Source organism: Carboxylicivirga marina, assembly GCF_016612505.1.
Taxonomy (GTDB): Bacteria; Bacteroidota; Bacteroidia; order Bacteroidales; family Marinilabiliaceae; genus Carboxylicivirga; species Carboxylicivirga marina.
Genome location: NZ_JAENRR010000011.1, coordinates 1 through 25,033, shown reverse-complemented (window position 1 = coordinate 25,033; position 25,033 = coordinate 1). Strand labels below are relative to the sequence as shown.

At 37.6% G+C, this 25,033-nt stretch carries 18 protein-coding genes; 5 read left to right on the top strand and 13 right to left on the bottom strand.

What is annotated here, in order from left to right; translation table 11 throughout:
- Positions 1 to 198: 198 nt before the first annotated feature.
- Together JIV24_RS06560 and JIV24_RS06555 are read right to left on the bottom strand one after the other, a co-directional pair.
- A complete protein-coding gene (locus tag JIV24_RS06560; RefSeq protein WP_200464228.1) occupies positions 199 to 402 on the bottom strand; it encodes a hypothetical protein in 204 nt (67 codons plus the stop codon).
- Positions 395 to 1,936: a Fic family protein gene (locus JIV24_RS06555; protein WP_200464227.1), complete on the bottom strand. Its 1,542-nt coding sequence runs from the start codon at positions 1,934 to 1,936 to the stop codon at positions 395 to 397. The genes JIV24_RS06560 and JIV24_RS06555 overlap by 8 nt, the downstream gene beginning before the upstream one ends.
- A 378-nt stretch (positions 1,937 to 2,314) precedes the next feature.
- Between JIV24_RS06555 and JIV24_RS06550 the strand changes: the two genes are divergently transcribed.
- On the top strand, positions 2,315 to 5,110 hold the full coding sequence (locus JIV24_RS06550) for a T9SS type A sorting domain-containing protein (protein WP_200464226.1): 2,796 nt from the start codon (positions 2,315 to 2,317) through the stop codon (positions 5,108 to 5,110).
- Positions 5,111 to 5,817: 707 nt separating this feature from the next.
- Here the strand turns inward: JIV24_RS06550 and JIV24_RS06545 are convergent.
- The 10 genes from JIV24_RS06545 to JIV24_RS06500 form a co-directional block, all read right to left on the bottom strand.
- Positions 5,818 to 6,681, bottom strand: coding sequence for a S1 family peptidase (locus tag JIV24_RS06545; protein ID WP_200464225.1), 864 nt, complete (start codon positions 6,679 to 6,681; stop codon positions 5,818 to 5,820).
- Positions 6,682 to 6,807: 126 nt separating this feature from the next.
- Positions 6,808 to 8,220: a TlpA family protein disulfide reductase gene (locus JIV24_RS06540; RefSeq protein ID WP_200464224.1), complete on the bottom strand. Its 1,413-nt coding sequence runs from the start codon at positions 8,218 to 8,220 to the stop codon at positions 6,808 to 6,810.
- Between the two features lie 44 nt (positions 8,221 to 8,264).
- Positions 8,265 to 9,179, bottom strand: coding sequence for a S1 family peptidase (locus JIV24_RS06535; protein ID WP_200464223.1), 915 nt, complete (start codon positions 9,177 to 9,179; stop codon positions 8,265 to 8,267).
- 45 nt (positions 9,180 to 9,224) lie between these two features.
- On the bottom strand, positions 9,225 to 10,637 hold the full coding sequence (locus JIV24_RS06530) for a TlpA family protein disulfide reductase (protein WP_200464222.1): 1,413 nt from the start codon (positions 10,635 to 10,637) through the stop codon (positions 9,225 to 9,227).
- A gap of 36 nt (positions 10,638 to 10,673) precedes the next feature.
- Positions 10,674 to 12,107 carry a PKD-like family lipoprotein gene (locus JIV24_RS06525; RefSeq protein ID WP_200464221.1) on the bottom strand — a complete coding sequence of 478 codons (1,434 nt, stop codon included), beginning with the start codon at positions 12,105 to 12,107 and terminating at the stop codon, positions 10,674 to 10,676.
- Positions 12,108 to 12,127: 20 nt separating this feature from the next.
- Positions 12,128 to 12,835, bottom strand: a complete 708-nt coding sequence (locus tag JIV24_RS06520; RefSeq protein ID WP_200464220.1) for a DUF4843 domain-containing protein — start codon at positions 12,833 to 12,835, stop codon at positions 12,128 to 12,130.
- 3 nt (positions 12,836 to 12,838) lie between these two features.
- The gene (locus JIV24_RS06515; protein ID WP_200464219.1) at positions 12,839 to 14,278 is read right to left on the bottom strand and encodes a RagB/SusD family nutrient uptake outer membrane protein; all 1,440 of its coding nucleotides are present in this window, start codon (positions 14,276 to 14,278) and stop codon (positions 12,839 to 12,841) included.
- Between the two features lie 17 nt (positions 14,279 to 14,295).
- Positions 14,296 to 17,595, bottom strand: coding sequence for a SusC/RagA family TonB-linked outer membrane protein (locus tag JIV24_RS06510; protein ID WP_200464218.1), 3,300 nt, complete (start codon positions 17,593 to 17,595; stop codon positions 14,296 to 14,298).
- Positions 17,596 to 17,697: 102 nt separating this feature from the next.
- Positions 17,698 to 18,867, bottom strand: coding sequence for a FecR family protein (locus JIV24_RS06505; RefSeq protein WP_200464217.1), 1,170 nt, complete (start codon positions 18,865 to 18,867; stop codon positions 17,698 to 17,700).
- A 267-nt stretch (positions 18,868 to 19,134) separates the two neighbouring features.
- The gene (locus JIV24_RS06500; protein ID WP_200464216.1) at positions 19,135 to 19,737 is read right to left on the bottom strand and encodes an RNA polymerase sigma-70 factor; all 603 of its coding nucleotides are present in this window, start codon (positions 19,735 to 19,737) and stop codon (positions 19,135 to 19,137) included.
- A gap of 970 nt (positions 19,738 to 20,707) precedes the next feature.
- Here JIV24_RS06500 and JIV24_RS06495 point away from each other — a divergent pair.
- The 4 genes from JIV24_RS06495 (at position 20,708) to JIV24_RS06480 (ending at position 23,399) form a co-directional block, all read left to right on the top strand.
- Positions 20,708 to 21,463, top strand: a complete 756-nt coding sequence (locus JIV24_RS06495; RefSeq protein ID WP_200464215.1) for a hypothetical protein — start codon at positions 20,708 to 20,710, stop codon at positions 21,461 to 21,463.
- Between the two features lie 231 nt (positions 21,464 to 21,694).
- A complete protein-coding gene (locus tag JIV24_RS06490) occupies positions 21,695 to 21,889 on the top strand; it encodes a hypothetical protein (RefSeq protein WP_200464214.1) in 195 nt (64 codons plus the stop codon).
- 411 nt (positions 21,890 to 22,300) lie between these two features.
- Positions 22,301 to 22,774: a hypothetical protein gene (locus JIV24_RS06485; protein ID WP_200464213.1), complete on the top strand. Its 474-nt coding sequence runs from the start codon at positions 22,301 to 22,303 to the stop codon at positions 22,772 to 22,774.
- 169 nt (positions 22,775 to 22,943) lie between these two features.
- A complete protein-coding gene (locus JIV24_RS06480; RefSeq protein WP_200464212.1) occupies positions 22,944 to 23,399 on the top strand; it encodes a DUF5675 family protein in 456 nt (151 codons plus the stop codon).
- A gap of 351 nt (positions 23,400 to 23,750) precedes the next feature.
- Here JIV24_RS06480 and JIV24_RS06475 read toward each other — a convergent pair whose 3' ends face one another.
- Entirely contained in the window at positions 23,751 to 24,023 is a 273-nt protein-coding gene (locus JIV24_RS06475; RefSeq protein WP_200464211.1) for an HU family DNA-binding protein, read from the bottom strand.
- Between the last annotated feature and the right edge of the window lie 1,010 nt (positions 24,024 to 25,033).

Genomic DNA, 25,033 nt, shown 5'->3' with positions numbered 1-25,033 from the left:
ATAAAACCATGCGATTTTTGTCAAAATTGGCTAATTTTTTGTGAAGAGGAAGTATAAAAATATCGTTAAATAGCTATTTTATGAATAAAGGTTGACTGTGGATGATATTAAAGAATTCAAACAAGGTGTTTCAATTTTATTCAAATTGGTTAGGAATAGAGTATGATGATACCGATGGAAATAAAAAGTTCACCTTCATTAATCAACCAAGTATTCTCGAACCAGGTTGGCATCGATGCCAGTATAGCTAGCAAACTCTTCGCTTGTAATGAACTGGTGCTCCTTCTTCCCCAATGTTTCTTTGATGTTTTGCAGAATGCGCCGGCTTGACTTTTCACTCTTACCGGTGATGCGCTTCACATCTTTTGGGTATATACATAGCCTTGTTAGTGCTTTAGTCATTGCTCATAAATATCTCTTGGTATTGCGTTTCTAAATCCTTTATTTCAGTCTCAGTGAGTTCTTTGAACTCTTTAGAACGTGCTCTTTTGGATAATCGCCCATTGTTTTGTTCAAGGAAGCGAACCAATGTGGCTATTAACTTATCAGGCATCTCCAGCTGATTATCAATGTAACGCTTAAAGTCATCGTAGTGCTTTAGGTAATTGACTTCTTCGGGAATGACATTGTTAATTGTGTCAAGGACACAGTCGTATAAGAACTCTGCTTGCGCTGTTGCATCAAAGTAGCGGTAGTAATCAATCGTTTCGTTGATTACCTGCACATTATTATCCTCGGTGGTTTCCCACTCAATAAAGTCTAGAACGGGATGTGAGTAGGACTCTAGCACAAGCCGATAATCATCGATGTGATTGAGTATGGATGCGGATACCGGGAAGATAATACCTTGTTGTGAGAACCTCATCTTAGCCAGAATGTGGTGAATGAGGTAGCGATGAAGGCGTCCGTTACCATCCACAAACGGGTGGATGAATACAAAGCCAAAAGCAATACATGTGGCTGCCAGCACTGCATCAAAGTCAGATGCTTCGAGTTGCTTATTTGTGGCGATTAGTCCATCTATCAATTGCTCTAAATCTTCATGCCTGGCGGATATGTGATCCGGCAATGGTTCCCCTGTTGAGCGGTCATGCTCGCCAACGAAGCCTCCATACTGACGTAAGCCCATCTGGGTAAAACGCTTGCTGTCGATGACGAGCTGCTGTAGTCGAATCAATTCCTCAAGACTGAGGTCTTTGGAGCCAGCCTGCCCAATGGCTTTTCCCCATCTAAGGGCACGCTTGGTACCCGGGTTTTCACCCTCGATGGTAAAAGATGCTTTCGAATCTTTTAAAAGCAGAAAAGATGATGCACGTTGCAGTACATCTTTATGAATGGACTGTAGGTATGTATTCTGACTGTTGGCCAGGTTCGCTTCAATGTGAGCTTGCAGCTTTGGTGTTTTATAAATGAGTGGGCAGAATTCCGGAGTACCTGGCAGGTTATTAATGATACGGTGACGAGAAGAGCGCTGTCCTTCAATAGTAAACTGCAGCTTGTCATCGAGTAAGGGTACAAAATTCTTTACACCAAGGTTAGGCATGTCGAGTGTGGTACCTGTAAACCACTCGTAAAGAAACCATATTTTACGACTGTATTGTCCAGTCGGTTCAATTGCAAGTAATTCAATGACCTCATCATTGGTCATGGTGTTGAAAAGGCATTTAAAACATAGTAAGTTGATACCTTCGTATTTGAGTGCAAACACTAAATGTTTGTATAGCGAATCTTCGGGTTGATGCTTGGGGGTGAAAACTTGCCAACCATCTTTCTCATAACGCCTGTTTTTGGTGCTAATTAATGACAAGCGATTAGGCAAAGGAACCGGAAGTTCCAAGGTATTGATAATGGCAGCATAGCCCACAATGTTGCCCTCTTCAGGAGCTGTGCGTCCTTGAAAAACGGTTATTGTTTGAGAAAAATGGTTCTTTTTCATGGCAATTTGTGAATAATAGGTATTCAAATATAGGAGAATAATAGGCACTAAGCATGAAAAATAGGTAATATATTAAGATTTTCAGGAAAAATGGGTTGGACAGATGGTTGCTTATTTATTCAAATGGAACAACTGAGGTTATAGTTGACTATTACTTTATCTATACTTCATCGACGCTTGAGGAGTACTTAAGTAATGCAAGTACCCTCTCTTGGATTAAAATCTTCATTAAGCAAGCCAAACATGGTTAAGTCAATATTTTCATAAAAAAATCACCCCTCTTTTCACCTAATTGAAATTTTCAAGGTATTTATAATATAAAGGTCTGAAATAACAAACCTGAGTTCGTTAATAAATTATTAACATAAAGTTTAAAGCATGAAAAAATTATTTACATTATTATCAATTTATTTTGCATTAACTGCTGCTATTATGGCACAGACAGTTGCAGAACTTCCTTCAGGAGAAGGAACAGAGGCAAATCCATATCAAATATCCACACTCGCCCATCTTCGCTGGATATCTGAGGGTGTGGATGGCACTGATGATATAGTCACCAGGATGAGCTCTTACTATATCCTGACAGCAGATATCGATGCTACAGAAACAGCCACCTGGAACCCTGTTGACCCATCGGCAGATCCAATTGTTTATGAAGGTTTTAATCCCATTGGTGATAACAAAGGGCCAGACAATACCTTTACTGGTACTTTTGATGGTAATAACAAGTCCATCAGCAATATCACCATCAATCGGCCAGCAACAAATTGGGTAGGTTTTTTTGGTTCAACCAGAGTCTCATCCATAACAGATTTAGGTCTGACTAACGTTACAGTAGCAGGGCAGACATTTGTTGGTGGTTTAATTGGTAGCGTGGGTAGTACGGCCGATATAATAACAAGGTGCTCTACCACTGGAACTGTTTCCGGTAATGGCACAGGAATTAATGGAACTAGTATTGGTGGGCTTATTGGTTCAAGCCCATCTCTTATTTTAGAATGTAACTCTTCTGCAACTGTAACTGGAACTAATTCAGATACAGGTGGACTTGTTGGTAAGTCAACAGGCGAGCTTCGATTTTGTTATTCAACAGGTACAGTTACTTCTGCAGGTCAAAATACCGGAGGTCTTGTTGGCCAGTCGAATAAAGTGACCTTATGCTACTCCACAGCAACAGTATCCAGTACAAGTATTTATGCCGGGGGCTTAATTGGTTTGTCAAACGGTTCAACAACAAGTTGTTTTAGCTCTGGTTCTGTTCACTCTTTAACAGAGGCAGGTGGCATCGTTGGATATATGAAATCGACGGTTCAGGATTCATATTCTTTTGCAGCAGTGAGCGTAGATGGCAAGCCTGACATTGTCTTCGGAGGAATGATCTATAATCAGGGAGGTATTGCCGGGATTGGAAATGAAACCTATATAAACAATTGTTATTGGGATACAGAAGCTACCGGACAAACAGCCATCTTAGGTCAAACCCATACTGGCGATTACACAAGTTTCGGATTAACAACTGCTCAATTTGCCAGCATGGCAAACCTGCCAGGCTTAAATGCCAATATTTGGGAAATAAGTACCATTACCGAAATAGACGCCAATGCCCGCCCATATTTCAAATGGTTTAACGGTGGTATAACCATAGTTGTTGATGGAGTTCCTGCTTCAAAAATAAGCGCATTAAGTGGTACAGGCACTTATGCAATTGGAGATATTGTGAGCCTTTCAGCTACTGTTGTTAACAATCATGTTCTTCTCAATTGGACTGCCAATGGAGCAGAGTTAAGCACAGAAAACCCGTATACCTTAACTGTGGCTGCAGACTCGCCTACGAGTATTACAGCCAATGTTGGTTTCGATCCATCTGTATTCACCGGAGGTACCGGTACAGATATTGATCCTTTTATAATCACAACTTTAGAGCAGTTAGAGGTTGTCAGCTCCAACAATAGCCTTTGGACTAATCATTTTAAACTTGGTGCAGATATTGATGCAAGTACCACAAGCGCCTCTAATGGAGGTGAAGGATTTATCCCTATTGGTACAAGTGCCATTAAGTTTACTGGCTCTTTTGATGGCGATGTTTATTCAATTAATAACTTAACAATTAATCGTCCAACAATTGACTATATTGGACTGTTTGGATATACAAAAGGGGCCACAATTAAGAATATAAAACTAATAAATGCCACAATATCCGGTGATAGCTATATTGGTGGAATTGCAGGTTATTCACTTACCACTACTATGGATAATTGTTCAACATCAGGAGCAATTGATGGAACTGATTATATTGGCGGATTGGTTGGATATGCAGCTACTGGAACATATACAAATAATGTTTCATCAGCAAATGTATTGGGAGAAGGAGCATCAATGAGTTCTTACGCAGGTGGTTTGATTGGGAGATTAGGCAATACCTCAATGACGGTATTAGTTTCTCAATGTTATGCCACAGGGTCTGTAACTGCTAATAAAAGCTATGTTGGAGGGTTGATTGGTTATATTTCTTATCCTGGTGAAACTCTAGTTTATAAAGGCGTGGCTAATTCATATGCAACAGGCAATGTTGAAGGAAGTGATAGAGTTGGCGGTTTTGCAGGTGATGCGAGATTTGGTGCCGGACGCCTCAATCACTGCTATTCGACCGGTACTGTAACTCTTACTAATGGGATCAATAAGGGTGGTTTTGCTGGCATCTGCTCAGTTGCCCCTACCAACTGCTATTGGAATGTAACCACCTCATCAGAGACATCAATGTATAACGGGGCAGCTGCCAATGAAAATGCAAATGGCCTAACTACAACACAATTCGAGTCTTCTGTAAACTTTACAGGTTTCAACTTTTCTGATGTATGGCACATAGGCGTTATCAGTGAAATAAGTTCCGATACCCGTCCATACCTTAAATGGCAAACACTTGATACACCTACTGCTGTTAAAAAGGATTATTTATTGACTATCAGCATAAGTCCAAACCCTACAACAGGGATGATTAAAATTAACAATATAGGTCAAGGAAGCAAAGTGATGATTTATAGTGTTACTGGAGCATTAATCAACTCTGTTTACGCGAACACAAATGAACTTACCATTGATCTATCTTCTCAGCCGGCAGGTATATATATCGTATCTGTAGAAGGTGAAAAAGTTCATAAAGTGATTAAAAAATAAGTAAGTTGGAGAATTTGAAAGAAGTGGTTGCTTATAAAGGGAGTACTTCTTGATTTAATTGATAGTATCGGAAAACAAACTATAATTCTAATTAATAAAAGGTGGATAACTAAAAGGTTATCCACCTTTTATTTGCTTTATAATTCAAAAACACACCCGTATTAATCCGAATTCAACGTAATATTTTGAATTCATTACGTATACAAACATTAAGTCTCAAGTGTATATTAGCTAGAGAAGAGCGGGCTTTATTTTAAGACAACTATATGAAGAAGATTGCTGTTAGTTAGTTGAATTAGATTATAAAATGATTGACAAAACAGTATACAAATAACAACGATAATTTTGTAATTATATAACCAAATATTATCAAAGCAATATTACTGAAGAACAATGTCTGAATAGTAAAAATTAACTTTTATAAGAGTAAATCAGTTACGGCCTAATTCAACCCGTTTTATGCATTAGGAATGAAACGAACTAAAGTATTAGGCGGATTTAATCCCGATATAGAGAATCTTAGCTTTAAACCTATAGGAATCTTTCGATTTTAATAGAACATTCTGCTTAAAAGCTTAGATGAGTTTTATCGTTTTAGCTATCAAAATATGGGTTCAATAAAGTTACCTTTTAAGATATGAGCATAAAAAAAGTTGTCTGATTTAGTTTCAGACAACTCTTAACACATTCTGTACAAAATGTAAATATCAGTTTATCAGGGCCCTCAAACGACTCACGGGCACTATCTCATTAACTATCATTTGATGGCCTTCGCTCGGATTGCCATTTCTGAAAACGGGCGATGTACCTGCTACTATACCAACCACTTTACCAGTACTATCCAGGACAGGAGCACCACTTGAGCCCCTGGCAAATGCTGCTGACATACTTTGCCTCAAAATTCCTTCCTTTGGCTTAATATAGGTCCTGTTTAGTATGCCCTGAGTAAAAGTATAATAACGACTGTCGGGATGGGAAATTAAACAAACGTCTCCACCATTGACCAAATCATTGCCTAAAACCAAAGGTTTGATAGTATTCGGTTCACAGTTAATCCTGAATATTGCTAGATCATCCTTCTTACTGGCAGCAAGTACTTCAACAATCGGATAAATATTTTTCTTGAGGTCCATAACAAATGATGTTTCATAATCTTCCGAGCTATCAGGATTATAAGAATCAAATACATGGTAATTTGATGCACAGATACCGTCATCACTAATTGGGAAAGCTGTAGCAGCTGAGATATGCCATTCCGGACAGTTCCCACAATTGTACATTTTCCCATATATTAGAACTTGATGTTTATGTGTTGTATAGAAGTTTTGGCTTCCGTTTGCTTCATGTAAAATACTATCCAATTTCACTTCACATTTTTCATTAAGCAACTGTTTTTTATATGTATCAGATGATGTACCTCCATTTTTCGAATAGTAATCGGATGCTTTAGACTCAAATATCTTTGTATAACGGATGTCCTCTATTACCTCTTCTACTCCGGAGGTTTTATAATTATTACAGGCATATAAGTAACACAATAATATACAAGTCAGATATAATGTTGGTTTCATTTTAAAAAATATTTAACCCAATGTATGCGGTAGTAATTAAAACTAGCAATAGGATGTTAAAATAGCGAAAAATGCATGATGCATTCGTGGAATTAAAAAATGCATCATGCTCTATATATCCCAATACTATAGATGCGAATTGATCAAATCTTCAATCACTTTTCCACTTGATGGACGTGGTGCATTCACACTAATAATTTTCATATCCTGATCAAAAAGCATGAAACGAGGTATTGACGAAATGGCGTAATCCTGAGCTATGTCAGATCCAAAGCCCTTATCTCCTACTAATTGTAGTCCACTCATATTATGTTTATTGACATAAGCTTGCCACTTTTTCAAGTCCCTTGGCTTATCTAAAGAATAACTTATAAATTTCACTTTCTTCCCGTGAAACTTCTTTTCCAGTTTTTCCAGGTGAGGTATTTCTTGCGTGCAAGGTCCGCACCATGTCGCCCACACATCTACATATATCAGGCTACCTTTGTAATCATACAGACTATGTTCTTTGCCTTCCGTATCTGTTCCTACAAAATTGAAGGCTTTTGTGCCTTTGGCAAATTGGCGAATTGACAAATCATGCTTCCTCGCTTCATCTTTCAGATAATCTGTGATCAAATATGGAGTCATATCTTCCTTAAATTCCAGATATTGTGGATTATAGGCTTGTTTCCTTTTTAGGAAATAAAGTGCAATATGACCTTTGAACACCTCATTATTTGTCAGCTCAATATATTTATGAACACTTCTACCCCAGGCTGGTTGTTCAGGAAGTTCTTTAACAGCAAAACGCGCATAACTAAGTATGTAGTCAAATCCAGTTGGCAACTCAAACATTCGGGGAGAAACAGGAGCCTTTTGTTCACGTATAACATCATAATAATCAGGATAATCACCTCGCTTTGGGTGCTTTTTTCGCATTGATTGAACAAATTTTAATGAAGCAGAATTAATATCCGTCTCAGCCATCAAAGTTAAAAGCTCATCAAAATCTTTATCTCCCGTATTAATGCGTTTTTGAAACTGTTGATTATTAGCAACATATTCAGGTAGTAGCGGAAAGAATTCTTCATATGTTGAAAAGGAGAAAAACTGACCATGGGAATAGGTAAAGACGGTATCCATCAATGTATTAAGCTCTGTTAGCCATTCATTTTTATGGTTATTCGTTTCTCGCAACTCATATTTGTCTCCCCAAAGATCAAGATCTATGGTCGTTCCTTTTTCCAGAAAAAAGCGATTCAAACCTACATCTCTGCTGTAAATACCTCCGTTCTTAATTACATTGATTACATAAATACCTGATTCATTTATGGGACAGGTAAAACCAAACCGACCTTCATTTCCAGGCGTACAGTTAGAAACAGCCAAAGTTTTACCATTAACAACTTTACTCAAATTGATCTTTATACCCTTTGTGTCACCATGAAACCTGCCTTCTATGTAGGCAAAATTCCCTTTTTCTGCCTGACAGGCTGATGCCATCAGAAGGATAGCAATCAATCCCGAAATCAAATTCCTCATCGTGTTTTTCATCATAATATTATCTGTTTTATCTTGAGTTATCAGAAATTATCTGCTAATTAATTTGACGGTGTATTGATTAGTTTCAACAATTGGCTAACAGGAACAATTTCTTTAACCGTCATTTGATAGCCCTTGTTACCCGGCAAATAATAGACATTTTCTGTTCCTGTGACAATCCCGGCAACTTTGCCTTCAATATCAAATACAGGCGCGCCACATGATCCTGTACCTATATCTGCTGAAATACTCTGCCTGATTTTAGATGTTCCAGCTTTGAGGTACTTACGCGTAATATGTCCTTTACTTAATCTAAAAAATCGCCTGTCGGGATGACTAATTAACTGTACTTCATCCCCGGTGCGAAGATCAGCTCCTAACTTCAAGGGTTTAAAATTTGAAGGCGGACACTCTATCTTAAATATACACAAATCATCTTGTTTACTGGCTGCGATAATTTCGGTCACCGGATAAACTTCCCCCTTGAAATCCATTACAAAAGAAGTAATGTAATCATTTGGCTTTGAGGGATCGTATGACTTAAATACATGATAGTTGGATACACACAAACCATCCTCTGTAATAGGAAAGGCAGTTTCTATTCTTAGGTGAAAATCAGGACAATGATCACATTTATAAAGATTTCCTTGAATAAGTACGTGCTCCTTAGTATGGTTATAAAAGCTAAAAGGAACATCCCTTTGACCAGAACTAAAAAGTTTAATATTACAATCGCCTGACAGCATTTGCTTCTTTAAAACATCTGAAGTAATTCCTCCGTTTTTTTCATAGTAACCAGACGCTTTATCCAGAAACTTTTTAAACACTTCATAATCATCCACCGGTGCAGATGTTTCTTCAGAAACTCTGTTTACTTCATTTGGCTGCTCCTTTGTTGCTCTCGACAGACATCCAACTACAACAAGCATTAATACCAAAGAGAAAAGAATAAACTTTATTTTTAAATATGTCATCAACACAGAATTATATTAAAGGCCTATAAATAATTATCATCAAGGTTATAGTAATGAGTTAAGCAAGGCTTCTGTATTTTCTTCAGAAGGTCTTACTGCATTAGAAGAAATAATCTTACCTTGTTTGTCAATCAGTAAGAATCGGGGTATTGATGTAATACTATAGGCTTTCGCTATATCAGAATCAAAACCTTTGTCACTCATTAGCTGAATTCCACCAAGCTCTTTTGATTCTACAAATTCTTCCCATTTCTTTCTATCTCTTAGATCATCTAATGAGAGGCTAAGAAAAGTAATTGGCTTACCCTGAAATTTTTTCTCAAGTTTTTTGAGATAAGGAATCTGGTCGGTACATGGCTTGCACCAAGTGGCCCAAATATCAACATATACAATCTGGTCTTTAAAATCTGATAATTTAACCGCCTGATTGGTCATATCATATCCTGTAAAATCGAAAGCCAGCGCTCCACGTTCAAATTTACGAATTGAGATTTCATAATCCTGCATCTTTTGCTTGAGGTAATCAGATACTAAAAATGGCTCAACCTTCTTTCTGTACGTTAAAAATTCGGAATCATAAGTTTTGAAACTATGAAGATTGTACAGAGCATAGTATCCTTTTAACAAGTCGGTACCAAACCGTTCGGAAAAAATATCAAAACGCTTATTGACTGTTGAAGGAATGGATGATAATGAAGTTTGAGCAAACATATTAAAAATATGCATGTATGCACTTCCAATTGGCAGATGAAGCAACAGATCCGATTTAGGATTATACATCTCAATAATTTTATCGTAGAACTCTGGATAATCAGCTCGATCAGCATGTTTTGGTCTTGGAGTAAACAAAAAATTTAGACATGAATAACTCAGGTCTGTTTCAACCAATAATTTCAACAGTTCATTAAAATGCTTATCACTTGTTTTTATTTTCCCCTGAAATGAAATCATTTCAGCTTCAAAATTCTCAATTAACGGAAAAAACTCCTGGTAATCAGCCCTGGTATAGGCGAAGCCATGTGAGAATGTATAAAGACTATCGACCTGGTTATTCCATTCGGTTAATAACTTATTGGCTGCTGTATTAGTCTGTATTAATTCGTATTTATCATCCCATAAATTAATATTTAATTCATCACCGTTCGCGAGGTAAAAGCGAGTGAGATTATGATCTCTGTTAATAGTTTTTTGACTTTTTTTCCACACTATATTAGTCACATATAACGCCGGCTCATCCACAGAATATGTAAATCCAAACCGTCCATCTGCTCCAAGTGAAGTAACGGCAATTTTTTCAAGCTGGCCATGAGCCACTTTGCTAAGGTGAATTTCCTTTCCCTCAGGAATTCCTTTGTAAACTCCTTTTATTGATGCATATTCATTTTTTTTTGTGCATGAAGCAAGTAGGAATCCAATGGTCAAAAGACCTAGTATTAATTTAGATAAGTTATTATTCATATATCATTTATTTTAGCATTTCTCTTTATTATTCACTTACAATGGTCTTTTGTCCATTACATCTACAATTTTTCCACCTACATTAGGATATGTTTTCGTCAGGATTGTTGCACCGTCAAAAGAAACAGATAAATAGTGCAGGTTGCCTTGTTTTTTCGAAACTGAATTTGAATCACTGGTACCTACATACAAAAGGTTTGAATTATAAACGTCGAATTCCAGGTAATCAATTGACAATGATTCATCAAAGGTATAGCCTGCAATGATTTCCCTTTTTGATTGATCCCAATAGTAAAGGATATTATCGACTGCAAAATAAAGCAAAGGGGATTGTGTATAAACTGCAAAAGCAGTGGCCTGATCTATTCCTGAACCCTTAGATAACAATGTTTTTTGCCCCGGAGTAACGGATGATGTTGACAATGTATAACTCAAAATATAATATTCGCTTAAATTATCATCGTAGAAAACGCCATAACCAAGCCCCTTATACCCTTTACCTCCATAAATCATCTGCATTCCGACGTCGGCCGGATTAAAAGCACCAGTTTTTTCTGGAACAACATTCGCATAATTCATTCCTTTGGCCATAAATCGCTCATTTGCATTGTCGTAAACAACCAATCCAGACCAGCCTCCTTTAAATATAGCTGGGTAAAGTTTGGTCTCTTGTGTTTGTGGTGCTTGATAACGTACAGGAGGCATACTAAACCAGGTTCTGAAGTATAACTGACCATTATCTATGACTGCATCATCATAAAAACTTCCAAAAGAATAATATGCCATTGGTTTCGATTCTGAAGGAGGAATCCAAAATAAATCTGAATATTCACCTATATGCATGAATCCTATTGGTTCAGTGACTACTCCACCTACTTCATCATTACATAAGATCATAATAACTCCGTTATCTGATCGGTCATGAAAATGACCATGACCAAGTGCTGTTGGATTTCGACCTGCATAGCTTCCATTTACTTTAAAATACAAATCATGAAATAGGTCTCCGGCAGTATTGATGAAAGTGACATTAGCGAGCTCATCTATATTACTTAGAATCATCAAGCCATCAGAGTAATTACTGATCACTTTAATAAAAAATTCATGCTTATAAAAAACACCTGTCTCTGAATCCGTAACCTCAAAAGCAGCCATATACAACCCAGGTGGGGAGCCAATGATTTTTTCCATGTCTCTATCAAATGACAATGTATCTGAATAATTAATACGATTCTCAGGATACATATGCCAAAAATATTCTAGCTTACTTTCGTCAGCCTCGATCTTTTGAGAAATAAAAGGAGTGATAGACAAAGTATCAAACTGCTTTACAACGTATAAACTATCTATACCAGAAAGGCTTATATCATTCAGTTCCATATAATCGTAATTCCCCAAATCGTCGTAACACGAATGTAGAATAATCGTTAAACTAATAATCCATAAAGCAAAGTAATTAGATCTTCTCATAGCTTTCATCAATATTATCGTTATTGCCAAGGTTCAATGACTGATCCTTTTTCATCATATACCGGATAGTTCTCTTTAAAATAATTATTAAGTATAGTTCCATAACTTCTCCACAAACCATCTTCTGTCATTTCACTCATAGATTGAGGCACATCAATGTTAAAAAGCTCCAAAAAAACCCGGTGCTTCACCCGACTGTATGTGCCAAAATAATATTTTAACCATATATCCCATATGGGAGATTTCATCAGGAAATCTGAGAAAATAATTCGTGCCGTAAGTTTCTCTTGCAAACCAATTTTGAAATCAACCGATTCCTCTACACGTAGTCCAACACACACAGATTGTTCCTGTAGTTTTAAACTGTTATTTAAAACCAAAGACACAAAACCAGTAAATGAATTAGCCGGCAGTTTATACTGACCTGCCAATTCATTAAAATCAACACCTTCTACTGCTGTTGTCAGCGATTCGTCAACAGAAACTTTAAAATAGCGATCATAATTTGTCGTCTCTCCAATTATTTTCACATTCACATGTACAGTATCCGATTGTTTAAACCCCTTTGCAAAAGAATAAATGAGGCTATCGGACTCTTCCTCTCCAGGGTTGTCAGATACGTTGAAATAAATGGCTGCTTGAGAATTAAATAGCATGCGCTCGCTCTCCTGACAGGCACAAAAAATGATAAAAGCAAACGCCGGCAAATATTTAAATAGTATCTTCATAATTTAGTCGTTAATGTTTCCAAATTCCTTTTCAATTGATGGTATAGGCAATACATAAACTTTATCAGAACCAGTAATGGAAGAATATGGAATAACTGTAGCATTCCTTCTTTTGAAAAAATAAAAGAGTTGCCCTTCTCCTATAAATTCTTTTCGATATTCTTTCTGCAATTCGGCATTAAAGTCTGTACTGGCTGATAAGTCTTCGTACCCTCTGCTCTTACGAACGGTATTTAGCATGTCCAATGCTTCTTCGTTGCTATCAGCGCACTCTGCTGCTATATAATACATTTCAGCCAGGCGAATAAGCGGAATTGTCCGATCCCTATTGCCATATTTAGCAAGAACTTCAACAGTGGCACTGTTAGGTATTTCAAATTGATATCGGTACCTTTCATCAATTGTTCCATAGCTTGGAATCTCGAAATACATTTTCAGTCTCTCGGGTGGTATGAAAAGTCCACCGTCAGTGGCAAACAGCCATCGGCTCATTTCACCCAGCTTATCATTATACAAACCAAAAATTATTTCTTCATAGAAGATCTGATCTCTAATTTCACTGATATCCAAATTATTATTTTCCCCATCATCATCATATACGGTTTGAAAATTAAATTTTTGTGAATCAATCACCTCAACGGCCATTTTTGCAGCAGCGTTTTTATCTCCTTTGTATAAATAAACCCTTGCGAGCAGTCCTGTTATTGCATAATAATTTAACCTATTCTTTCTGTGGAGCAGAAATCCCTTATCATAAACGACATCTTCAATGGCAACCTCTTCCTCACTGTATTCTGTATATCTAGGACCTATAGGATCAATATCTGCCAACAATCCTCTGGCCACTAACAATTCTGATATAATTCTTTCTAAGACCTCATTAGCTGACAACTGAGGAAAGGGAACATTGGTCAATTGATCAACAAAAGGGATAGCTGGCTGATCGCCTATGACATTTGCAGAAGGAGCATATAAGCGCAATAAGTCAAAATGCAGAAACGCTCTGAGAGCCTTTGTCTCGGCCAAAAAGAAACTATAATTATGATCCTTAAATAGCTTTTCTTTGCCGTCTAATGCATTCAATAAACTATTACAATTTGCAATCACATTATACATGCCAGCCCATATTGAAGCGATTCTATTTTCAACGTTTTGCTCATTATAGTCATAAATGGATTCATAATAAAAGGCATCCTCATTATGATTGATGACATAATTCTGAGCTAATACATCAAGAAAACTCATGGTCAAATTTTCGCCATAAAGCGTTCGTTGCGATGCAGATGTATAAATTCCAAAGAGTGCTTCCCTAAAACCGGACTCTGTTTCAAATAGTTCTTCTGCTCGCACTCGAGACTTGGGCATAATATCAAGCCAGCTTTCACAAGATGAAAACAGGGCACTAAGCAAAACAACCATCGTTATATAACTTATATATTTCATAATCTGTCTTTTAAAGTTTACATTTTTAAACGTACTGAAAACGTTGCAGATCGTGCAAATGGGTAGTTTAGTCCTCTCTCCATTTTTATTGTGGAGATGCGGAGAAGATCGTTCATAAAGAAGGTAAGATCCATGTATTTAACCCCTATCTTTTTAATGGCTGGATAAGTCAAATCATATGAAAATGACAAAGATGTTATATTGATAAAACTATAATCTTCAACAAATCGAGATGTTGGTTTTGTTTGTGAATGGTCAGCTACATTTTTGAAAAAGGTAATATCACCAGGTTTTTTCCACCTTTCCTCAAACACCCGTCGGTCAACATTGTAACGTTTATCAGCATTTTCAACTCTACTTACAAGCGTAGAATTATATTGTTGGCCTCCTAGTCTATAGCTGAATATTGATCTTAATTCCAATCTTTTCACCTTCAGCCTGGTTCCAAAATTTCCTCGCAAAATTGCATCAGACGTTCCAACAGGCACTTGATCTTTGGAATTCCAGATATTCGTAAGTTGCTTATCCTTTGTCAGATAAACTTCCTTTCCAGTGATTGGATCAATCCCTAATGAACGAACTGCCCAGATGGTATTGGCAGATTCTCCTTCAATATATCTGACTATTGGCCTATTTACTTCAATCGGGTTATAGTTTTCATCCCTATCCGGACCATCCAGTATTTTATCGTTTGATTCATTAATAGACTTCAGGCTATTGGATAATTTCTTTAATGTATTGATATTTCTGACGGCTGAGAAATTAAGCGTCCAATTGACATTGGACGAGGTGTTTTTTATTAATACCAGCGTAACCTTTGCATCAAAGCCCTTATTTTCTATCTGTCCCAAATTTTCAAGATAGGTGTTAAACCCCAGTGATGTAGGAAGGGTTACAGGCGTTAACACATCCTTGGAAAGTTTCTTGTAAACATTGCCAGACAAAGATAAACGACCGTTAAAAAAATCAGCGTCAATACCTACATTGGACTGTACAGTCTGTTGCCAGCTAAGGTTCTTATTTCCTAATCCAAGTAAAGTTGAACCATAACCATAGTGATATCTTGTATCATCATAATATTGATAAGTCGTTAATGACTGGTAAGGATTAAAATTCTGAGATCCGGTAATACCATAAGAACCTCTTATTTTTAAACGGCTAAGAACGCTTTGAGATTTCATAAACGTTTCTTTATGAACATTCCAGCCTCCTCCAATGGACCAAAATGGTGCCCAACGACTATTTGCACCAAAACGAGAAGAACCGTCAATGCGGTAAGAAACATCAAAGAGGTAACGACTATCATAAGCATAATTGAATATGCCTATGGAGCTAAGAGCTCTACTGCTGTATTCACTTCCAGAAGGTTTACCAACAGAATATTCCTTTCCAAAAAATACGGCGTCTAATTTTTCATTTGGAAACCCTATTACTTTGATTGAATAATCCTGACTAGAATTTTCCTGTATTTCACCTCCCAAATTTAAGTAGAAAAGATGATTAGCGATAGTTTTTGAAAAAGTATATCTTAGGTTACCCTGATAGCCAAAGGACACTCCACTTCCTGCAATATAGCTTCCCCTTTTTGAAAAATCTTTCATATTGGCAAAGGAGGTATGATCTCCAGGTAAAAATTTATCACGGTTATTTGTTTGCTGATTTAAAGCCAATGAACCCCTGATTATTGAAGATTGTCCAATTTGCCAGTCAATGCTAAAATTATTGCTAAAGTTCCTAATTTTCCTTTCATCAATAGTATTAAGAGTTGTATTAAAAAGAGGATTATACACCTTTTGGTTTGCTCCAATACGATCAAAAGCATACAAATAGTTTCCTTCGTCATCTTTATCTCTGTAATACGGATTTATTCGGGCATATTGACTGAATGAACCATAAGGTGAATTCATTGAAACAACATTACTGTAGGATGATATGTTTCTGAAAGTAAAATTCTGAAGCACGTATTGAAGAGATACGGCAAAACCATAGCGATTCCGACCTGAACCTTTAAGAACACCTTTATTATCTTCATATGTTAATATCAGACCATAGCGTAAACTTTCGTTACCGCCTCCAAGTGTAGTCGAATGCTTATGGCTCATCGCAGTTTGGACGGGCTTTGCTAACCAGTAGGTATCATAACCTTTTTCAACAAACATTAATTTCCGGTTATATTCCTCTTTAGCTTTCTCTATATCATCAATGAAACTTGTCCCATTAAAATAACCGGCCTCTTTTTCCAGTTGCAGTTTTTCGCTTGCATTTAATAAATCGTAATCGGTCAGATCAGGAGCAGAAAGGGCTAAGCTGTATTTATAATCAACGTTCATTTTTCCAGCTTCAGGTGCCTTGGTTGTGATTACAACCACCCCGTTAGCACCTTTCGATCCATAAATTGCAGTCGCAGAAGCATCTTTAAGTAAGGTAATGGACTCCACTCTGTTAGGATCCATATCAAATATTACCTGTGGAGTAACCTGGAAGCCATCCAATATAAATGTTGGCATATTAGGGCTTCCATCAAACTCATCTTCCAAGCCTGGAATACTGGCTTCTCCTCTTATCTCAAATTCAGGTATAATGTTCGGATCAGATCCTATTTCATTGTTTTCAACCATTTCAAATGATGGATCCAAAGCCTGCAAAGTACTAAGGATGTTAGCACTGCTAACTTTAACCAAGTCTGAACCACTATATGAACTTACTGCTCCCGTGTAACTTTCTTTACTTCTTTTCCCATAACCTGTAACAATTACACCTTCAATATCATTAACTGAAACACTTAGACTCACATTCACCTTATCCCTTCCTCTTATTTTTTCCTCGAGTTTCTGAAAACCAATGAATGAAAACACTAAAGTTCCCTTTCCATCCGGTACATTCATTTCGTATTTACCATTGTTATCTGTGACAGTTCCCGTATTTAGTTCTTTTAAAATAATATTAACCCCAGGTATTGGCAATCCACTATCATCCAAAACCTGTCCACGTATTGCTACCATTTTTTGAGGCTCTTCAACTTGCGTTACAGGTCTAATGATGATTACCTCATCTTGAATTTTATAAGATAAATTACTTTTAGCAAGACATATGTCAAGTATTTTGTCTATAGATATTTCATCAGCATTTACACTAACTGTGCTTAGCTTATTTATATCCGCATCACTGTAAAGAAAAGTATACTCACTTTGCGACATAATTGCATTAAAAACCTGCTTAATTGTGGCATTATGCTGATTGATAGACAATTTAGGAGTTTGACTATTTGCATCTTGACAAACAAGCACTACAAATAGAAATAGAAACAGTACTTTCATAAATTTAAAAATATTGTACATTGAAAACTATTCTGAGATTTGTGGATTATTAAACTGATTTCGGCTCGGTATCCCTCCTATGATTATGAATCATGGTGTTGCTTAATGCGAAAATTTACTTACAGTAACTACTCCTTTATCATTAATGTCAAATTTGGCCTTTTGGGTATATTCAAACATCTCTAAAATTGTGTTTAGGTCTTCATACTTTTCAACATCCATACTAAATGGAATATCTTTTATTTTCGGGTGCAAATAATTAACATCAACACCATACCAACGACTTAATGATTGCATAATTTTAAAGAGAGGCTCCCCATCAAATACAAAACGGCCGTCTTTCCATGCTGTATAATTTTCTGTTCGAACTGATTTTACATCAATTTGAGTTCCATTTACTTCATAACTTAAGAGCTGCTCAGGTTCCAGAATTCTTTCCTGTCCTCCTTTAGTTTTCCATAATACACTTCCTTCTACCAAAACAGTGTGGAATATTTTCTCTGTCAGATAGGCATTTACATTAAAAGAAGTGCCCAATACGCGTATTGAATTTTCTCCTGGCACATTCACTGTAAAGGGCCTATCGCTGTCATGTTTTACCTCAAAATAAGCCTCACCCTCGAGTATCACATTCCTTTTGTCATCACTAAAAGGCTGTTGAAGGGTCAGTCTACTTCCTGCATTTAGCCAGACAACAGAACCATCTGATAAGGTAAACATGAACTCTGAACGTTCTGGCACCTGAATATCTATATTTGAAGGTGTTATGGATGTATTATTTTCATATACCAATTGTCCCTTGTCTATTTTAGCCAGTAAAGACTCCTGTCTCTTTACATCGTATGTTAGCGTATCCCGGATAATAATATCTTCACTGCCATCAATTTTAAGAACAGCCTTAAAATCACCTGCCTTGATGGTTTTATTTGACATAAATGATTCATCGGTAGACTCCGAAATAAATAATTGCATAGATAACTTGACTGAAACAATCAATAATACTACAGCAGCCACTCTGATTAAATAGTTCAGGCCAGTGGCTACTTTCCTTTGCGGATTAATTCTCTTTTCCACTTTCAACCATGTCTCATCTTTCCGAAAAGAGCTATACCTACATAATTCTTTGGATACCTGATTTATATCAGTCAATTCCTCCATTAATTCAGCATGTTTCTTTTTATTTCTCCAACTGTCAAGAAACTCTCTCTCTTCTTCAGAGATCTTACCTTTAATATGCTTTATAATTAATTTTGAAAGTTCAATTGGGTTCATATTCACAACTTATTTATAATATAATCTCATGGGAAAACGACATAGGTGAAAGGATGTAAAAAAAAATTAGAATTAATTCTAAGAATCCACACTAAGCACCATATCTCAAGAACATTCAAGCGTAACTTAGCAATCTCCGGTTTTAACCTCAATTATCGATACACAAAGGCTTTTATTATAAAGTAACTGTTCAAGATGCGTTTTTCGAATGATTTATGCAGAATTATTACATCTTATTGGGAACTAATATTTACTTAGAAGTCGTTTTTAGGATAAAAACTTAAACAATAAAATCAATGAGAACAGATGTTGAAGATCCTTTTTTAATATCTCTTTAGCTCTTTTTTTATGAGTTTTGACCGAATTGACTGAAATATTTAATCGATCAGCAATATCCGACTCAGTCATCTGGGTCAGATAACTAAGACGAAATACCATCCTGGCGCGTTCAGGCAACTTCTCCAAGCTTTCTAATATCTCATTGTAAACCTCCGACTTAATAATTCGTAAACTCTCAGTATCATCAAACTCAATTAGATGATTATGGTGGTTCTTATAATTAATAGCCTGTCGAATACTTCGATTGGTATTAAGGCATTTATTCTTAACAACCATATACATGTATCCTAATATATTGATACTATCATCAATCTTATGCCTCCTTTCCCATATCAAAACCAAAGCATCCTGAACAACATCTTCAACATCCTGCTTGTCAGCAAGTAGAGACTCTGCAAAGAAACACAATCTTCTGAAGCTACTGTCATATAACAACTTGAAAGATTTTAAATCTTTATTTTTCAGAAATTGACTTGCGATTATTTCTATATTATTCACCCTTCTTAAAATTATTATTTCAATAATATCCATTCACCAGAATTGAACTGTTGATAGAATTTCATACAGTTTCATCAAACATCGATTAAGCATACTTATATAAGTACTTCATACAATACTAATCCTAAAAAACTGGATAACAAATCATCACCTAGGGTATGGATTTTGATTATTGATTTTAATCAAACCTTATTAAATGTAAAGACAGAGTATTGAAGATTCTCCTTCAAGAAGTTGTAAAAGTATGTTTTTTACTTTTTTATTACAAATCCAAACAATATTTATACATGTTAGTCTAATCTATTAGGTGGCTAAATTGTATCAATTAAATCCTAAAAACGTATTATTGGAATCAAAAGGTTTTCCAAATAATAAAGCTGCAAATAATAACGTTCAAGAACTCACATTCTTTTCTTTTTTAGCTGGAAAGAAGAATCTGCTTTTAGTAACTCCATAATGAGACTCAAGAAATATTTATTTCCTGTTTGAGATAAAAGGCTTAATCAAAACTCATAAAGAACACCAATAAAAAGCCAATTTGTGAAATCTATTAATAATACCCGTTTATTATACTGCTAATAACAGCGTAGATTACATAAGCAAAAATCTCCTCACCAAAACGTGGTTTGATGTAGTTAAATATATTTATCAATAAAACAAGTTAAAGATGGTGAAATGATCTTGCAAATATGCACACAGAAAAATGACACTAAGGTGACGGTTCGGATTGTTTATGCTCAAAGGAATTACACTCCTATCCCCCTATAGAGATAAAATGTAGATATACAAACACAAACAACATTTATTAACGAGTGTTTGAAAGGTGATAATAGTTAGTACTTCATCCATGCTTGAGGAGTACTTAAGCTGTATTCCATTACAGGCTAACTTTTGCGGAAGTTTAAGGACAAAAGTGACCAACAGGGACAAGACGGACACTGTTATTTGAATTGCTATTTATGGGATTGTACTTTGAGCTTATTAACCCATAAAAATTGATGTTATGGCAAGGCAAAAAGGAGTGATTAAGTTGGAAGGTCGTGTTGGTGATTTATCGTTTTACAAGAGCAATGGCCAGTACATGGCGCGTGAAAAAGGTGGTGTGGACGGAGAACGCATCAAAAAGGATCCGGCATATGCCCGAACACGAGAGAATGGTGCTGAGTTTGGTCGTGCCGGCAAAGCTGGAAAAGAATTACGAAATGCTTTGAATGAGGTATTGGTGAGAGCTGCTGATAAGCGAGTTTCTAATCGATTGGCTTCGGCTATCTTGAAGGCTATTCAGGCTGATACCACTAATAGACGTGGCGAGCGTAATGTTTTGGATGGTGATCTGACATTATTGACAGGTTTTGAGTTAAATGCAGCTGCTCCATTGGAATCGATTTTGAAATTGAGCCATACAATTGCATTTGACCGTGCAGCTGGCACAACCCAGTTGGCTATCGATGCTTTTAATCCGAGTGAAGAGATTCCTCAGGTCGAAGGTGCAACGCATGTGCGTTTCATCCTTGCTACTGCCGCTGTTGATTTTGGAAATCAGAGCTATGAAGTGGATGTGAAGGATGGTGCTGATGTGGATCTAACTGCATTGGAACAGGCCGCAATCAATGTGGATAGTGCGATTTCCGCAGATTCACCTCATCCGGTATTTATTGTAGTTGGCGTTGAGTACCACCAGGAGGTGAATGGGCATATGTATCCTATTCAGACGAAGACGCATAATCCGATGGCGATAGTGGAGGTTAGCAAGGTGTAGTTTTTCGCTTATGCCGCGAGGGCACAAACTTTTTCCTTGATGAAAAAGTTCGCAAAAAATCATTGACTACAGCACTCGCTGACCCGCTAATGACTTGCTCCGGGGAAGATTTAAAGACTTACATCTTGGCACCAAATCTTCCTACCCTTCGCTTCATCAAGTGGGTGCCCAGCTACGTTGCTGAGGTCGAAGGGATTTACAGCTTGGATAAGATGATTAAAACACAGAATTATGAGTGAGGCTTCATTGAATGGCAGTGGCAAGGTTGGTTTTCTGGGCGGGACGTTGATTAGTGTGCTGAACGGAATATCGTTTGAGGGGATGGTTGAAACTGTGTTTTATACTATTCTTGGAACGGTCGTGAGTTTTGGGGTGTCGTGGTTGCTGAAGTATTTTTTGAAGAATCATTCGAAGAATAGTCAGTAGCTTTTAGTCAGTAGTGATTTAGAGCTTGGTAATGGAGATGTATACCTATTAGGCTTACCCGATTAAGTTCATTAAAGATTCTCCTATTCGGGATAGGTTGGTTTGGCGACAACGGTCGTTGATAATGTGTGTTGGAGGGCTCTTGGATTTAAGGATTCAAGAGCCTTTTTTATAGTTGTCTTACCAGACAGGTTTGCTTAAGCCGCAAAGGCTCAGACTTTTTCCTTGATGAAAAAGTTGGCAAAAAATCATTGACTGCAGCACTCGCTGACCCATCACGATTTTTCATCAGGAAAAGAAAGAACTCACTACGTTCAAACAACTTTCTTTTCTATCTGATTTCAAATCTATGGGTGCCCCAGCTGCGTTGCTGAGGTCGGGTGGATTTACATGATGTCAAAAAAAAAGATTATGAAATTTTTTGAGAAGGTGACTGCCTTGTTAGGCAATAGTGTTTTTAAGGATGTGGGTGAGCTAATCGACCGATTTGTGACGACCGGTGCAGAGAAGCAGGAAATGAAAAAGCAGTTGTTGGAATTGCAACACCGACATGAGGTGGAGACTGTGAAGTTATCTCTGGAGGCGGAGCAGGAATTTAATCAGCGTATTAAAGACCTGGAGGGAACGGCTAAGGATTTGCAGCAATCGGGTTGGTTGGGTAAGGTGGTGCTGTTTATGCGTGGTGCCCAACGGCCTTTATGGGGTTATTTTGTGGCGTATATGGATTATATGGTGTTTGCCGGGAATTGGACGCTGAAGGGAAATGAAAAGCTGGAATCCGCATTTTGGATTATTAATTTTTTGGTGTTGGGGTTCTTGTTTGGTGAGAGGGCAGTGAAGAATGTAGCGCCGTTGGTGAGTGAGATGATGAGTAAAAAGAAGTGAGAGGTGAGTAGTGAGAGGTGAGATGATTTACATGATGGTTACTCCCCACTATCTGTTGGCATCTCCCCAAGTGGAGAAATGATTTACATGATGAATAACCCCCTCTGCTTTCAGCATCTCCCCCTGAATGGGGAGAACTGATTTGCATGGTGGCTAAAAGTGATAGAAAATGGAATTGAAGGTTGTGAGATATAGTAGTTCTGAGGAGAGTACGTTGGGGCTATTGTTTATTGATGGGGTGTTTGCTTGTTATACATTGGAGGATGAACACCGAGATGTTAAGGTGATGGGAGAAACCAGAATCCCATCTGGGCGATACCGGATTGTGTTGCGTGCTTATGGAGGGCACCATTGGCGCTATCTGCGAAAATACGGTGCGGATTTTCACAAAGGGATGTTGCAGATTATGGATGTTCCTGGATTTACCGATATCCTGATTCATAAGGGTAATGACAATGATGATACGGCTGGTTGCTTATTGCTTGGCGATAGTGCCAACAATAACCAGGTGAAGGATGGTTTTATCGGTAGTAGTACAGTGGCGTATAATCGGATTTATGCAGTAGTGAGTGATGCTCTAATTAATGGTGACTCAGTCTATCTGCAAGTTTGCGATATTAATTAAAACTTGAATACTTCTAGCCTTAAACCCTTAAACCACCTTTTTTACAGGCTGGCAAATAAGTCAAGGTTGAGGGCGTAGCCAGAACCCGAAGGGCTTGACCTTTACTATTTGGCAGGCTGGGAGACCTTTGTTTAAGGATTTGAAGGCGGGTGCAGGATGTAAGATGTTCGATGTGAGGAAGTTTGACGTATGGAATTATGATGTTCGATTTGCTTTTACTAGAGTGATAAAGTAATATAACGCAATTACAGTGTTGGTTACCTATTTCATCTTGTGTACCCAAACTAAATGATACTAAAATGGAGGCTTCCAAGGTAGGTAGCCTCCATTAATTTCTTTATAAAGAATGCATTAGTTTATGCTGTCGTCTAAAGCTTTACCGGCTTTGAATTTAGCAACATTCTTTGCTGCTATTTGAATTTCTTTACCGGTTTGTGGATTACGGCCTGTGCGAGCTGAGCGCTCAGATACTGAAAATGCACCAAAACCAATTAATTGGATGCTTTCTTTTTTAGCCAGTGTTGCTTTGGTTGTTTCAACGAAGGCATTAATGGCTTTTTCCGCGTCAACTTTTGTGATTCCTGCTTCTTCAGCAATTGCTGATACTAATTCTTGTTTATTCATATTCGAGTTATTTTATTGCTACTAAACTATGAAATTTTATTTAGAAACCCTTTGTTCATAAAGATTACAGAGGTAATTTATTGAAGGCTGTTTGAATTATAACGTTTGATATAGGGACAAGCGCCTGCGGCTAGTGTGGGGATGGAAGCGCAATGAACCCGAGGTATCGAGGGTGGTTTGCGGTGGAATGGCGGGTCGAGCCGACTGCGAGTGGAGCAAGGGTGGCAGGTTGAGAACTATGAAATAGTGGAAACTGGCATAGCTTGGTAGTGGAGAGCCTGTCCCGTAGGGCGGGATACGAAACGGACAAGCCGAGGGCTGGCGGATTATTTGCTGTGGCTGTAGTGAATATGGAGCGTGGGTAGGACGTCGTAGCGTGACGCTACGCCGAACGAGGGAAAAGTAAGTTTGCACTTTGATTTAGTTCAGTGACAGCTTGGTTGAAAATGTTGGGTTAGTGCTATTAAAAAGACGTTAGAAGTGCATACTTGCGTGGGGTGGCGAAGCTGCTGAGGCGAGTGAGTGGTTACCAGGTGAAGTATGAGACTGGTAAATGCAAATGAGATGAGGCTACTGCAGGCACCGGGGAGTGGAATGTGAACGGAGGCCAGTGCAAATAATGTGACAGCCCGATGCCCGCAGCGACTAGCAGGCGAGCCTAACTCTGGCAGCGGTTGTGATTTTTAGTGGCTGCGTGGAGGAACGGAACAAAGCGGCTAAAAACACAAAGGAGCTGCCGTGAGGAAGACCGTTGGAGTTGCAAAGGGCATGACAGGCTCATCTCGACTCCGCTCGATGACCGGGTATTGTCGGTTAGAGCGAGGAGAGTGACTATAGTGAGCAGCGCTATTTGAGTGCCTTTGAAGGGAAGACTGAAAATAGGGCTGCGAAAGCCTGGCATGATCTTTTGCTGACAAGGGATGACTCACACCTATAAACCAATAATCCGACAAATACTGGATTTAGTACCACCTTGGCTGTTTAAAAGTTGTACCAATACTTACAAAACC